Origin of the sequence: Aeromonas sp. 5HA1, assembly GCF_029237245.1 — a bacterium.
In the GTDB taxonomy this organism is placed as follows: Bacteria; Pseudomonadota; Gammaproteobacteria; order Enterobacterales; family Aeromonadaceae; genus Aeromonas; species Aeromonas salmonicida.
The window spans coordinates 37970-52107 of record NZ_JAACFW010000005.1 but is presented as its reverse complement, the minus strand read 5'-3'; the positions used below and the strand labels follow the sequence as shown (position 1 = coordinate 52107).

Sequence of the window (14138 nt, the reverse complement as noted above, 5' to 3'; positions counted from 1 at the left end):
CAGCCCCGTTTTATCAGCCCATCCGATAGTTGGGGGCTTCTTTGGTAATGGTCACATCGTGGACGTGGGACTCTTTCATCCCGGCGCCGGAGATGCGCACGAACTCGGCCTTGGTGCGCATATCGTCTATGGTAGCGCAGCCGGTCAAGCCCATGGAGGAGCGCAGGCCGCCCATCTGCTGGTGAATGATCTCTTTGAGGCGGCCCTTGTACGGCACGCGCCCTTCGATCCCTTCCGGCACCAGCTTGTCAGCGGCGTTGTCGGTCTGGAAGTAACGATCGCTGGAGCCCTTGGACATGGCGCCCAGAGAACCCATGCCACGGTAGGACTTGAAGGAGCGGCCCTGATAGAGCTCGATTTCGCCCGGCGCCTCTTCGGTACCGGCGAACATGGAGCCCACCATGACGCAGCTGGCGCCAGCGGCGATGGCCTTGGCCACGTCGCCGGAGAAGCGGATGCCACCATCGGCAATCACGGGCACGCCAGTGCCCTCCAGCGCGTCAACGGCGTCGGAGATGGCGGTAATTTGGGGGACACCGACACCGGTCACGATGCGGGTAGTACAGATGGAGCCAGGACCGATACCCACCTTGACGGCATTGACGCCAGCGGCGACCAGTGCCAGGGCGCCAGCGGCAGTGGCCACGTTGCCACCTATGATTTGCAGCTCAGGATAGGCATCGCGGGTCGCCTTGATGCGATCCAGCACGCCTTGGGAGTGGCCATGGGAGGAGTCAATCAGCAGCACGTCCACACCGGCTTCCACCAGGGCTGCAACGCGCTCTTCGTTACCGGCACCGGCACCGACGGCAGCGCCGACGCGCAGGCGGCCGCGCTCGTCTTTACAGGCGTTCGGCTTGCGTTCGGCTTTCTGGAAGTCTTTGACGGTGATCATGCCCTTGAGTTTGAAATCGGCGTTGACCACCAGCACCTTCTCGATACGGTGCTTTTGCATCAGGGCAACCACCTCTTCACGAGGAGCCCCTTCACGCACTGTCACCAAACGATCTTTCTGGGTCATGATCTGTTCGACTGTCTGGGAGAGATCGATCACGAAGCGCACGTCGCGGCCAGTGATGATACCGACCAGCAGGTTGCCCTCGGTCACGACCGGGTAGCCGGCGAAGCCGTTCTTGTGGCTCAGCTCCTTGACCTGGGCAATGGTCATGTCAGGGCGTACTGTGACGGGATCAGTGACCACGCCGCTCTCGTACTTCTTGACCTTGCGCACTTCTGCAGCCTGCTGCTCGATGGACATGTTCTTGTGGATAAAGCCAATGCCCCCTTCCTGGGCCAGTGCGATAGCCAGACGGGCTTCGGTCACTGTGTCCATGGCAGCGGAAATCATGGGGATATTCAAGCTGATAGAGGATGTCAGCTGGGTACGCAGATCGGCAGTATTGGGAAGAACATCGGAGTGGGCGGGAACCAACAGTACATCGTCGAAGGTTAACGCTTCTTTGGCAATCCTGAGCATGGCAATATCTCACCGTTGAGGAAGTGGGGGTGTAAAATATTGCCGACGAAGTTTACTCACCGATTGGTCACTGGTAAAGAAGTTTTTTGAATTTTTTATGGCGTAGCCCGTGTTTGACGTGCCAAGGGGCCAAAAAACCAAGATTATCAGTCCTAAAAGGGCACTTTGGGGGCAGAAGAGTTGCCAGACTGCTGTTTTATGCAAAAAGCGCCCGACGACTTTTTCTTGCCAACGGCTGCGCCCCCTTCCCCACTCCAGTCCCTCAACGGCACCCCTCCCCTCGCAAACCGGAGCATGAGCCGACAACACAAGATCCTCATCGCCCATACCTGAATACGATTGTGAATATATTGATCAATATCCATTTAAAATAATGACCATCACCTGTCGCTATCTATCACTGGACCCTCATTGATTATCTTTGACAAGATAGACAACAAAATAAACGCTATTTTTGATGTTCAGAAAGCCACCAAATAAACAAATCTAAAAATCCTCACCAGAATATTTAAGCACCTTGACTTGCTCATGAAAAATAGAACTGAAAATAGAGGGGTTTAATTAATTTTATAATTTCACCTGACCCCTCTCGCGTCTTTTCATTCCAGCATTCGCTCTGAACAGGCCCCCTGATCGACGCTGAAACGTGCACCACATGATTAAAACGCGATTGATAATAGTTATTGTTTGAGGTGCTGGGTATGGGGCATGCTGCCGCCATTGGAGCCTGCGTTCAGGGCTTAAAGCACACTGTTTGAGTATGAATATCAGGAGGATAGAGAAGTGATGGAGGCTTGTAATCCGAGGCCAGCGCTGACCGCTGACAACCCTGGTTCGGTCCGCCTGTGTTGCCTTGCCATCACTGTCGTCTTGCACCTGGCTGTTTTGTGGCTGATATATGAAAACCGCCCTGCAGCCATCACGCCCCCCCTGCCGCTGACCCTGTCTGCCCGCTGGGTCGGCGATGCCAGCGTCAATGACGCACCGGCCAAAGCGGCAGCGGCAGCGGCAGCGGCAGCGGCAGCAATCCCAGCTCAAGCTGTCGTAAAAAAACCGATACCCGCCCAAAAGCGGGCAGTTCAAAAACCGGCCAGCAAGCCCATTCCCAAACCGGCACCCAGAGTACCCAGACCGCCAACCCCCAAGGCCACTCCAATTGCCAAGGCAGAACCGGTCGCGGAGAGAGCAGCCCCTGCCACGCCGATATCGGCCGATACCCGACAAGGCGACAGTGCCACCACCCCGATCAAGTCCCGGCAGAGCGGCAATGGGGCTGGCAGCAGCGCACCCATCGCTCGTGATCCGCGGTTGAACAACCCTGAGCCACCTTATCCCTATGAATCCAGAAGAAGGGGTGAGGAAGGACGCGTCATCCTGAAGGTGCGGGTGGCAGCCGATGGCACCGCCTCCTCGGTAGAAGTAGATAAAAGCAGCGGTTATCGGCGGCTGGATATGACGGCACGCAAGACGGTCAGTCGCTGGCGCTTTATTTCCGCCAAACAGAACAATGCGGCCGTCGAGGCCTGGACAAAGGTCACCATTCTCTTTCAATTAAGGGCTTAACTATGGATCCGGAAATAACAAGTAACGGTATGGGGGTTTACCATCTACTCAGTCAAAATACCGGTGTGGGACTGCTTCCCTTTATTTTGCTGGTGTTGATGTCCCTCGGCACCTGCTATTACACCCTGCTGAAAATAGTGCTTGGGCAGCGCGAGCGCCGCCTCAACGCACAATTCGTGACCCGCTTCTGGCAGCACGAAAGCGTGCAGGATATGGAGCGCCAGCTGGCCCATCTCCCCCCGCAGGAGGCCTACGGGCGTGTGACCAGTGCGGCGCTGGCTGCGGTAACGCTGCTGAACCGGGCCGATGAACGAGCTGTGTCGCTCAAGCTGGGTTCACCGGATGAGTTTTTACTGCGAGCACTGCGCCAGGCCATTACCCATGAGCGGGTACGGCTGGAACGGGGCCTTGCCTTTCTCGCCTCGGTGGGTTCGGCGGCCCCCTTTATCGGGCTGTTCGGTACCGTCTGGGGCATCTATCATGCGCTGCTGGCCATAGGTGCGGCAGGCCAGAGCAGCCTGGATAAAGTGGCAGGCCCCGTGGGTGAGGCCCTGATCATGACCGGCTTTGGCCTCGCCGTCGCCCTGCCGGCTGTGCTTGTCTACAACTTCTTTGTGCGGCGCAATCGCCTCAAGCTAGCCGCGCTCGAGGCCTTTGCCTACGACCTGTTTGCCCTGCTGGTGACGGGATTTGAACAGCGCGCCTCCAACGTGACCCAGCTGGCCGAGCGGGAAACCAAGAAGGGGCACGGGTAATGGCATTTGGCAAATTGTCGGACGACGGGGACGATCAGCCCCTCTCCGAGATCAACATGATCCCCATGATCGACGTCATGCTGGTGCTGCTCATCGTCTTCATGATCACGGCCCCCCTGCTCACCAATGCGGTCAAGCTCGAGCTGCCCGAAGCCAGCAGCCAGCTCAATCAGCCGGAGAAGGAGGACATCACCCTCGCCATCGATGGGGCCGGCAAACTCTACTGGAACGACAAGGAGGTCGATGAGGCCGCCCTGCTCGCCCAGATGGAGACTGCCGGCAAGGCCGAGGGGGAGCTGCCCGAGATCCAGCTGCGCATCGACAAGCGGGTCGAGTACGGCATCATAGCCAGGGTGATGGCGCAGGCGTCCCAGCATGGATTGCACAAGATTGCCTTTGTGAGCCAACCGGATGCAGGCTAACCCCTGGTGCAAAAAATGTAACCCTGATGTCGATGAAGAGCCGAGCCATCCCTGGGCTCGGCTCTTGGTGCGAACTGCGTTAAGATGACGCCATTGTCTTCTCCCCCCTTGCCTTGGGGGCATATCAGCAGGGTCAGCCTTGAATCACAGCAACGAATCCAGCCAAACCAGACAACAGCAGGTCTTTACCGTCACCCGCCTCAATAGCGCCGTGCGCATGATCCTGGAGCAGGATCTGGGGCTGGTGTGGCTGACGGGGGAGCTCTCCAATCTGGCGATGCCAAGCTCGGGCCACTGGTACTTCTCGCTAAAAGATCTGGGCGCCCAGGTGCGCTGCGCCATGTTCAAGGGCAACAACCGGCGGGTGGCGTTTCGCCCGCAAGATGGCATGCAGGTGCTGGTACAGGCCCGAGTCTCCCTCTATGAGCCCCGCGGCGACTATCAGCTCATCATCGAATCGATGCAACCCGCTGGCGACGGCGTGCTGGCCCTGCGCTTTGAAGAGCTCAAGCGCCGGCTAGGGGCAGAAGGATTGTTTGACGAGGGCCGCAAACGGCCGCTACCTCGCGAACCGCGCGCCGTGGGGCTGGTTACCTCCGCCACCGGCGCCGCCCTCCACGACATGCTGACAGTGCTCAAACGCCGCGCCCCGGATCTGCCCATCTTTATCTACCCGACACAGGTGCAGGGCAGCGCTGCCATCGGCCAGATAGTGGCGGCCATTGCCCTGGCCAACCGCCGCGCCGAGGTGGATGTGCTGATCGTCGGTCGCGGCGGCGGCTCCCTTGAAGATCTCTGGTGCTTCAACGAAGAGGTGGTAGCGCGCGCCATCGCCAACTCTGCCATTCCGGTGATCAGCGCTGTGGGCCATGAGGTGGATGTCACCATCAGCGACTTTGCCGCTGATCTTCGCGCCCCCACACCATCGGCTGCCGCCGAACTGGTGGCACCGGATCAAAGCGCTCGCGCCCAGCGCCTCGCCCACCTATGGCAGAGACTGGTGCAGGTGATTAATCGCCACCAAACCGCCGCCCGCCACGGCTTTGTGCTGCTGCAAAAGCGGCTCGACCATCAGGATCCCAAACGCCGACTGGAGCAGCAATCCCAACGTCTCGACGAGCTCTCCGCCCGCTTGCAGCAACTGCTGAACCAGCGGCTGCATCAGGGGGAGAGGCGCCTCGCCAACCTCGAACTTCGCCTGCAGGCCAAAAGCCCGGAGCGGCTGCTGGCAATCGGTCGTCGTCGCCACCAACAGGCGCAAGAGCGGCTGCATGCATTGATCACCAAGCGCCAGGATCAGGCCAGCCATCGCCTCGCCATGCTGACTGCCCGCCTCGACGGCGTAAGCCCGCTCGCCACCCTGGGGCGCGGTTACTCCATCACCCGCACCCAGAGCGGCGACGTGATCAACCGCGCCGCTCAGGTGAACGCCGGGCAAACCCTGGTCACCACGCTCGCAGAGGGGCATCTGCAGGTGCGGGTAGAAGAAGTGCACAACCGATGACTAAAAACAGGGGCACTGAAAAGTGCCCCTGTTTTATCTCCCCCCTCTTTTTGACGCCAGCCTGTTACACCAGCGAGTGACGCACGGCTTCAGTCGAATTAACGGCTCTCCGAGTACCGTCCATCGGGTTGAGCTGCAAGAACTCGAACAAGCCCGCCTGCAGATTGACGTTCCAGAAACGCCCCGCCAGGGTCAACACAAGCGTGTCCTCCGTCAACGCTGCCAGCCCGTGCAACTGCCAAGCCTGAAACAGCGGCAGCAGATGGGCCCTCAGCGGCGCGGGCAGGCGATCCAGCGTCAACCTGCCGCTGTCGAGGGCACCGCGCAGCAGGCCGTCCATGGGAGCATTGGGGTTCTGCCCCATCACCATGCCAGGCGCTCGCACACCGTCTGCCAGCGCCTCGTGCCAGAGGGCCAGATCCCGGCCATACATGAGGCCATGGCCATGCACGTTGCCTCCGGCCCCCGCCCCGAAGGGAAGGATCTCGGCGCCGCGCTTGGCCATCTGGTTGTAGCGGCTCTGCTCGGCCTCATTGCGCCGCCAGTGGCTGCAGGAGAGCCGCTGCCAGCCGCCCTGCTCCAGCGTCTGGGCGCCGTAGGCATACATGGCGGCCCGTTGCTGACCATCGGCCGCCCAGCCCAGTTTGCCGCTCGCCTCGGCCCGCTCGAGGTTGGTACCCGCCATGGGGATGAGCTGATAGAGATCCACGCCGTGTACCCCGCTTGCCATCACATCCGCAATATCCTGGCGCCACACGGCATCATCCTGACCCGGCAGGCCAAAGATGAGATCCGCCACTATTACGGCCGCATCATCTTGGGTCAGCTCGCCGAGACGGGCCAGCAGGGTCTGCCTGTCATCGAAGCGGGCCGCCTGCTGGCGCACCCGGGTGTCAAAACTCTGTACCCCGAACGAGAAGCGGTTGAAGCCCCCCGCCAGCGCTGTCTGCCACTTGGCATCATCAAAACCGTTGAGGCGCCCTTCCAGGGTCACCTCGGCATCCAGGGTCAGTGGAAAGCGTTGAATCGCCCTGGCCAGCCTCGCCAGATCCTCGAGTGCCATGTCGGTCGGCGTGCCACCTCCCACATAGACAGCCGAAAAGGGTCTGCTTTGGGCCAAGGGAGTATCCGCTGCCCGGTTCAGGCTGTCGCACAAGGCGGCCATATAGCGGCTCATGCGCGCCGGATTGGCGCCATTTTCGAAGAAATTGCAGAAGCTGCAGCGCTTTCGGCAAAACGGAACATGGATGTAAAGCGCACGCTCATCGGCCTGGCTCCCTTGCTGCCACCAGGCTTGCCAGCCTGCATCGTCGAGGGAAAAGGGGCGAATGCCGCCCCGGCTGGCGTGGGCAGAGGTTTTGGCGCTGAAGGCAAACTTGAGAGGATCCGGCGTAGAGAGTCCGGTCATGGTCGGGGTCAGGTGTAATGTCATCGCTGGCTGGTTACCACATGGAAATAATGCAAATGATAACCACTATCAATTAATGCCCGGTTTGTGCTGGATCAAACCAATCTCATCCAGCTCACCTTTGCTACTCACTATTAACCTCTATCATGGATCCAGTTAACAGATAATTTACTCAAGATGAGGTAGGGTGTGCCGATAGAGAACCATCTCCCCCTTCCTGACGAGCGAGCGTGGGGAGAGTCGCCCACCATTGACGATCGCCCACCTGCGCATGGACCAGCTAACTATGCAAAACCTGTCACTAAACTGGAAAATTTTTCTCCCTCTCACCCTGGTCATCGGCTGTACCTTCGCCCTCAGTTTCGAACTCTCCGCCTGGTTGCAGCGAGATCTTGCCATCAGGCTGGCCGGTGAAAAAGTCGACAGTGCTGCCAACACCTACATGGATCAACTCAACGTTCTCATGATGACTGGCGGCATGGCCAATCGACAAATCGTGCAGACCAAGCTCAAGAGCGAGGCCGGGATAGTCGAGGCTCGTCTGATCCGCGCCCCCGCCGTGAGCGACCTGTTCGGACCCGGCCACCCGGATCAGAAGGTGCAGGACAGCCTGGATGAAAGAGCCATAGTCCAGGGAGAGACCATCCTCGAGCAGCAGGGCAACCAGCTCACCTTGATCAAACCCTTCAAGGCTTTCAAAGAGTATCGCGGCACCCAATGCACCACCTGCCATCAGGTGGCGGAAGGCACCGTCATGGGGGCAGTGCGGATCAGTTACGATCTCAGCCACACCTTTGGCGAGATCCGCCATAACAACCTGATCCTGAGCGGCAGCCTGGTGGTGGTGTTCGGGCTCGGTTTCGGGCTGCTGGCCTGGGTGCTGCAACACTACATCAAGCGACCTGTGCGCCACCTGCAACTGACCATGACCCGCATGGCCAAGGAGCGGGATCTCTCCCTCCCCCTGCTCAATCCGAGCCAGGATGAGCTGGGACAGATGACCCGCGCCGTCAGTGACATGGTGCAAGGTTTTCGCCACAGCCTGCAGGAGGTGGAGCACGCGACTCAGCAGCTCTATCAGGAGTCAAACCAGATCCGTCAGGTCGCCACCCAGACCGAAGGCTCGGCCCGCCAGCAGGAGGGCATGACGACCCAGGTCGCCGCCGCCGTCAGCGAATTGGCCGCCAGCTCCCACGAGGTGCGCGAGCATGCCCGCCACAGTGCCGAACTCTCCGCCCTCACCAACCAGGATGCCGCCAACACCAGCCGCCTCGCCCAGCACTCCATCACCGACATGGGGGAGATGTCGGCCGAAATTGAGCGGGTCGACCGGGTGATCCAGCAGCTCGACAGCCGCTGTCTGGCCGTCGATGGCGTGCTGGAGGTGATCAAGGGCATAGCGGATCAGACCAACTTGCTGGCGCTGAATGCCGCCATCGAGGCTGCTCGCGCCGGTGAACAGGGACGCGGTTTTGCGGTGGTCGCCGACGAAGTGCGGGCCCTGTCCAACCGCAGTCGCGCCGCCAGCGAGGAGATCTCCCAGATGATTGCCGCGCTGCAAAAAGAGGCACAGAGCGCCGTTGAGGTGATCGGGGATGCAAAATCCAAAGCAGATGAAAGCATTCACAAAACGGAAGCCACCCTGGCCGCCATGCAGAACATCATAGGTCGCATCGCCAGCATCAACGACCTCAACGCCCAGATGGCGCAATCTGCCGAGGAGCAGGACAGGGTTTGCAGCGAAGTGGACAGCTCGGTGAGCGACATTCGCAACACCTCCAACGACACCCTGGGTCAGGCCCACGCCGCCAATCTCGCCAGTATCCAGCTGGTAGAACAGTGCAAGAAGCTGGATCAGTTGCTCAAGACGTACCGCTGGTAAGACAGCTGTACTCAGCAAAAGCGCGACCATGAGGTCGCGCTTTTTAGTTTCTTGCTGTTTGCCTGCGGGGCCAGCCGCGGGCGGGCACAGATCAGCCTGCGTTGCGGGTAGCCACCGCATCCGCCAGATTGCGCAGCAGGACTTCGGTATCGGCCCAACCGATGCAGGCATCCGTGATGCTCTGACCGACGGTGAGCTCGCACCCTTCCACCAGATCCTGACGGCCTTCCACCAGATGGCTCTCCACCATGACGCCAAACACAGCCTTGCTGCCGGCACGCAGCTGACCGGCCACATCTTCGGCCACCAGCATCTGGTTCTTGAACTGCTTGCTGCTGTTGGCGTGGCTGAAGTCGATCATCACCTTTTGCGGCAGACCGGCCTTGTCCAGCCCCTTCACTACCTCGTCAACATGGGCGGCGCTGTAGTTCGGCTCGCGGCCACCGCGCAGAATGATGTGGCAATCCGGGTTGCCCCGGGTGGCGACGATGGCGGAGTGGCCATACTTGGTGACCGACAGGAAGTGGTGCGGCGCGCTGGCGGCACCGATGGCATCGATGGCCACCTTGATGGTGCCGTCGGTGCCATTCTTGAAACCCACAGGGCAGGAGAGACCGGAGGCCAGCTCACGGTGCACCTGGGATTCGGTGGTGCGGGCACCGATGGCACCCCAGCTCATCAGATCCGCCACGTATTGCGGGGTGATCATGTCGAGGAATTCGGAGGCGGTCGGCAGCCCCATGTCATTGAGATCCAGCAGCAGCTTGCGACCGATGCGCAGGCCGTCGTTGATCTTGCAGGTGTTGTCGAGGTAAGGGTCGTTGATCAGCCCCTTCCAGCCCACTGTGGTGCGGGGCTTCTCGAAGTAGACTCGCATCACGATTTCCAGCTGCCCCTTGAGCTCGTCACGCAAGGTCTTGAGACGCTTGCCATATTCCAGTGCCGCAAGCGGATCGTGGATTGAGCAGGGACCTATCACCACCAGCAGACGCGGATCTTCGCCGGTCAGGATCCGGTGAATGGCCTGACGGGATTCAAACACGGTAGATGAGGCTGTCTCGGTGGCCGGAAACTTCTCGAGCACCGCAACCGGGGGTAATAACTCTTTGATTTCACTGATACGAACGTCGTCGGTTTGATGCTGCATGACAAGGCTTCCTGCTAGATGACTGCGATAAAGAAACTTCAATCTAGCCCGCAGCAGAGACGGTGTAAATAGAAAATTACATCATCCATCAAGGAATTTTCTGAATGTGTCTTGCAAGTTTGGATAATGCTGCTAGCGCACTGTCTCAAAGCCGGACGAAAAGGCCAAATGCCTTGTGTGAAGAGATCCCTGAAAACATGCCTGAAAAAAAGCCCGCGCAAAGGCGGGCCTCAAGAGATCAAACAGCCTGACTGATGTCGGCAAGCTTGTCGAAGTAGTCCGGGAAGGTCTTGGAAGTACAACCCGGATCATTGATGGTGACGGCGGTATCGGACAGCGCCACCAGGGAGAAGCACATGGCGATGCGGTGATCGTTGTAGGTGTCGATCTCGGCGTGCTTGAGCTGGGTCGGCGGGGTCACGGTGATGAAGTCATGTCCCTCCTCCACCTCCACACCCAGCTTGCGCAGCTCGGTGGCCATGGCGTGCAGACGATCCGTCTCCTTCACCCGCCAGTTGTAGATGTTGCGAATGGAGGTGGGCCCCTCGGCAAACAGTGCCGCGACCGCTATGGTCATGGCCGCATCCGGAATATGGTTCATGTCCATGTCGACGCCGTGCAGCGGGCCTTGCTCTGCCTCGATGAAGTCGTCACCCCAGGTGATGCGGGCACCCATCTTCTCCAGCACGTCGGCGAAGTGGATATCGCCCTGAATGCTGTGCTTGCCGATGCCGGTCACCCGCACCTTGCCCTTGATGGCACCTGCCGCGAGGAAGTAAGAGGCGCTGGAAGCGTCCCCTTCCACCAGGAAGTCACCCGGACTGACATAACTCTGGTTGCCCTTGATGTAGAACAGCTTGTAGTTGTCGTGCTCGATGACCACACCGAACTGTTTCATGATGTGCAACGTGATGTCGATGTAGGGCTTGGAGACCAGCTCCCCCTTGATGTGGATACGGGTATCACCGGCCGCCATGGGCGCCGCCATCAAAAACGCCGTCAGGAACTGGCTGGAGACGGACCCATCGACGTGTACGTCACCGCCCCAGAGACCCTTGGCATCCACCACCAGCGGCGGATAACCATCTTTTTTCAGGTACTGGATATGGGCACCTGCTTCACGCAAGGCATCCACCAGATGGCCGATGGGACGCTCCTCCATCCTGGGTTCACCACCCAGCATGTATTCACCGGATCCCAGACACAGGGCCGCACAGAGGGGACGCATGGCAGTACCGGCATTGCCGAGGAACAGATTGACCGGTGCCGATACCGCAAAGCTGCGACCCAGACCGTGCACTGTGCACTCTGTCTTGTCGGCGGAAAGCTTGTACTTGACCCCGAGCTGGGTCAGCGCCGCCAGCATATGACGAATATCATCGCTGTCGAGCAGATTGGTCAGCCGGGTGGTGCCACGGGCAAGGGCCGCCAGCAACAAAGCCCGATTGGATACGCTCTTGGAGCCGGGCAGATTGACCTCACCGGCCACACGAGAAATGGGTTCCAAACGCAACGAATTCATAGACTTCCTGTACTATCTCAATTAAATCACCTGACCGGACGTTAGCAGCCCGCGCCTTGCTCGGCAAGACCGCGCGTGGCACAAAAGCGGGCCAGACTCGCGGCCGATCAGGATCCACTGAAAAAACAGACGCCGGGGAGTCCCCGGCGCCTGCAATCGGGGAAAAACGCCTCAGCCGTGGCGCTTGGCAAAGCCATCCATAAAGCTCACCAGGGCCTTGACCCCTTCCAGCGGCATGGCGTTATAGAGGCTGGCGCGCATGCCACCGACGATGCGGTGCCCTTTCAGGGCCAACAGACCGGCGGCTTCGGACTCGGCCAGGAACTGCTTGTCCAGGGCGTCATTTTTCAGCTGGAAAGGTATGTTCATACGGGAACGGCAGCTGACATCCACCTTGTTGCCGTAGAAGCTGGAATCGTCGAGGTAGCCGTAGAGGAAATCGGCCTTCGCCTTGTTGCGCGCGGCCATCGCCTCGAGCCCGCCCTGTTCTTTGAGCCACTCGAACACCAGACCGGCCAGATACCAGGCGTAGGTGGGCGGGGTGTTGAACATGGAGTCGTTCTTGGCAGTGAGCTGGTAGTCAAAAATCGAGGGCACGTCGGCTCTCGCCTGGTTCAGCAGATCGTCACGTACGATGGCGATGGCCAGCCCTGACGGGCCTATGTTCTTCTGGGCTCCGGCGTAGATGACCCCAAAACGGCTCACATCCATGGGACGGGAGAGGATGGTAGAGGAGAGATCGGCGACCAGGGGCACATCGCCGGTGGCCGGGATGTCGAACATCTCTATGCCATCAATGGTTTCGTTCGGGCAGTAGTGCACATAGGCTGCATCGGCGCGAAACGCCGGGCTCTGCAGCAACTGGGAGATCCCCTGCTCGTTCTTGGCAACCCCTTGCACCGTCTGGATATCACCATACTTGCGGGCTTCATCCACGGCACTCTGGGACCAGACACCGGTCAGCAGGAAGTCAGCCTTCTTGTTCGCGCCTCCCAGCAGATTCATGGGTACGGCGGAGAACTGGCCGCGACCACCACCGTGCATGAAGAGCACCTTGTAGTTGTCCGGCACCGCCAGCAAGTCGCGCAGATCGGCTTCGGCCTTCTCGGCGACCGCCATATAAGGCTTGCCGCGATGGGACAGCTCCATGACCGAGGCTCCCAGCCCCTGAAAATTACAAAATTCGCGCTGGGCGCGCTCCATGACTTCAACCGGCAACATGGCTGGGCCGGCGCAGAAGTTGTAAATCTGTTTGCTCATGACGCTTTCCGTGAGTGGATGAGAGTAATCGATGACTTGTCTGGTTTTACACAAGAGCCGCCCCGGGATCAAAGGCTTTTTGGGAGCTGGCTCAAGCTTTTGTCACCCGGGTCAAGTCGGGCTGCCATCGAAAAAGCCCTGAACGGGTCAGGGCTTGCGGGGAATGTGCATGGAAATGGGGCTTTGCACACATCCAAAGCAGCAAGCCCCCATTGCAGACAAGATCAGAGTTTGGCGGTGAGCTCGGGCAGCAGGGTGAACAGATCCCCCACCAGACCGTAGTCAGCCACCTGGAAAATGGGGGCCTCGCTGTCCTTGTTGATGGCCACTATCACCTTCGACTCCTTCATGCCCGCCAGATGCTGGATGGCCCCCGAGATGCCGACCGCGATATAGAGCTCGGGAGCGACCACCTTGCCGGTCTGACCCACCTGCAGATCGTTGGCCACAAAACCGGCGTCAACGGCGGCGCGCGAGGCCCCCACCGCCCCGCCCAGCTTGTCGGCCAGTGCCTCGATCAGGGCAAACTGCGCCTTGGAGCCAAGGGCCCGTCCGCCGGAGACCACGACCCGTGCAGCCGCGAGTTCCGGCCTGACGGACAACACGGCGCGGCGCTCGACCAGACGGATACGACATGCCACATCGGCCACCTGCAGCCGCTCAACCGCAGCCTGCCCAGTCCCGAACTCGGCTTTGGCAAAGGCGGTCGGCCTGATGGTCAGCACCTTGATGGGGGCCGAGCTCGCCACCCTGGCAATGGCGTTGCCCGCATAGATGGGGCGCAGGAAGGTATCGCCACTCTCTATGCCAATCACCTCGGAGAGCATCTCCATCCCGAGCCGTGCCGCTACCCGGGGCAACATATCCTTGCCCTGGGTGCTCGCCGCCATCAGGCAGTGCTGATAGTCCCGTGCAATATCAGACAGCAGGGGATCGACGCCGTCGTTCAACCCTTCCGCCAACATGGGATGCTCGGCCAGCAGCACCCTGTCCACTCCTTGCAGGCTGGCACCCTGCTCGCCCGCCTCGGTCAGTCCCTGGCCCAGCAGCAACAGATGCACCTCGCCGCCGAGCTGGCCCGCTGCCGTGACCAGTTGGGCCACATTGTCGGCAAGCTTGCCCTGATGATGTTCAGCAATAACCAGTACGCTCATGGCTGCACCTTATCGTTAGCGACTCTTTCCACCGCGCCAGCCCT

12 protein-coding genes are annotated in these 14138 nt (G+C 60.0%); 5 read left to right on the top strand and 7 right to left on the bottom strand.

All coding sequences use genetic code 11. The features are described 5' to 3' along the window. Positions 1-13 precede the first annotated feature (13 nt). Together guaB and GWQ27_RS22255 are read right to left on the bottom strand one after the other, a co-directional pair. The gene (guaB, locus tag GWQ27_RS06230; protein WP_017412971.1) at positions 14-1477 is read right to left on the bottom strand and encodes an IMP dehydrogenase; all 1464 of its coding nucleotides are present in this window, start codon (positions 1475-1477) and stop codon (positions 14-16) included. Between the two features lie 1079 nt (positions 1478-2556). Next, positions 2557-2769 (bottom strand): hypothetical protein, encoded by a 213-nt coding sequence (locus tag GWQ27_RS22255; protein ID WP_345893537.1) that lies wholly within the window; start codon positions 2767-2769, stop codon positions 2557-2559. Between the two features lie 16 nt (positions 2770-2785). Here GWQ27_RS22255 and GWQ27_RS22250 point away from each other — a divergent pair, with 16 nt between their 5' ends. From GWQ27_RS22250 to xseA, 4 genes are all read left to right on the top strand, one after another. Further along, entirely contained in the window at positions 2786-3040 is a 255-nt protein-coding gene (locus GWQ27_RS22250; protein ID WP_345893536.1) for an energy transducer TonB, read from the top strand. A 2-nt stretch (positions 3041-3042) separates the two neighbouring features. Further along, positions 3043-3795, top strand: a complete 753-nt coding sequence (locus GWQ27_RS06220) for a MotA/TolQ/ExbB proton channel family protein (protein ID WP_275906921.1) — start codon at positions 3043-3045, stop codon at positions 3793-3795. Next, on the top strand, positions 3795-4217 hold the full coding sequence (locus GWQ27_RS06215) for a biopolymer transporter ExbD (protein ID WP_265461786.1): 423 nt from the start codon (positions 3795-3797) through the stop codon (positions 4215-4217). The genes GWQ27_RS06220 and GWQ27_RS06215 overlap by 1 nt, the downstream gene beginning before the upstream one ends. Positions 4218-4356: 139 nt before the next feature. Further along, on the top strand, positions 4357-5721 hold the full coding sequence (gene xseA, locus GWQ27_RS06210) for an exodeoxyribonuclease VII large subunit (RefSeq protein WP_275906920.1): 1365 nt from the start codon (positions 4357-4359) through the stop codon (positions 5719-5721). 64 nt (positions 5722-5785) lie between these two features. On the opposite strand, the gene hutW is transcribed toward xseA, so the two are convergent. Further along, complete coding sequence (hutW, locus tag GWQ27_RS06205) at positions 5786-7153, bottom strand: heme anaerobic degradation radical SAM methyltransferase ChuW/HutW (protein WP_275906919.1); 1368 nt, start codon at positions 7151-7153, stop codon at positions 5786-5788. A gap of 262 nt (positions 7154-7415) precedes the next feature. Between hutW and GWQ27_RS06200 the strand changes: the two genes are divergently transcribed. After that, positions 7416-9011: a methyl-accepting chemotaxis protein gene (locus tag GWQ27_RS06200; protein WP_219598910.1), complete on the top strand. Its 1596-nt coding sequence runs from the start codon at positions 7416-7418 to the stop codon at positions 9009-9011. A gap of 91 nt (positions 9012-9102) precedes the next feature. Here the strand turns inward: GWQ27_RS06200 and aroG are convergent, their stop codons facing one another. The 4 genes from aroG to GWQ27_RS06180 all read right to left on the bottom strand — a co-directional run bounded on the left by aroG (position 9103) and on the right by GWQ27_RS06180 (position 14094). Continuing rightward, a complete protein-coding gene (gene aroG, locus GWQ27_RS06195; protein WP_212540691.1) occupies positions 9103-10158 on the bottom strand; it encodes a 3-deoxy-7-phosphoheptulonate synthase AroG in 1056 nt (351 codons plus the stop codon). A gap of 238 nt (positions 10159-10396) precedes the next feature. Beyond that, positions 10397-11680, bottom strand: coding sequence for a 3-phosphoshikimate 1-carboxyvinyltransferase (gene aroA, locus GWQ27_RS06190; RefSeq protein WP_058394033.1), 1284 nt, complete (start codon positions 11678-11680; stop codon positions 10397-10399). 171 nt (positions 11681-11851) lie between these two features. Next, a complete protein-coding gene (gene serC / locus GWQ27_RS06185) occupies positions 11852-12940 on the bottom strand; it encodes a 3-phosphoserine/phosphohydroxythreonine transaminase (RefSeq protein WP_096119376.1) in 1089 nt (362 codons plus the stop codon). 224 nt (positions 12941-13164) lie between these two features. Next, complete coding sequence (locus tag GWQ27_RS06180) at positions 13165-14094, bottom strand: FAD-binding protein (RefSeq protein ID WP_275906918.1); 930 nt, start codon at positions 14092-14094, stop codon at positions 13165-13167. Between the last annotated feature and the right edge of the window lie 44 nt (positions 14095-14138).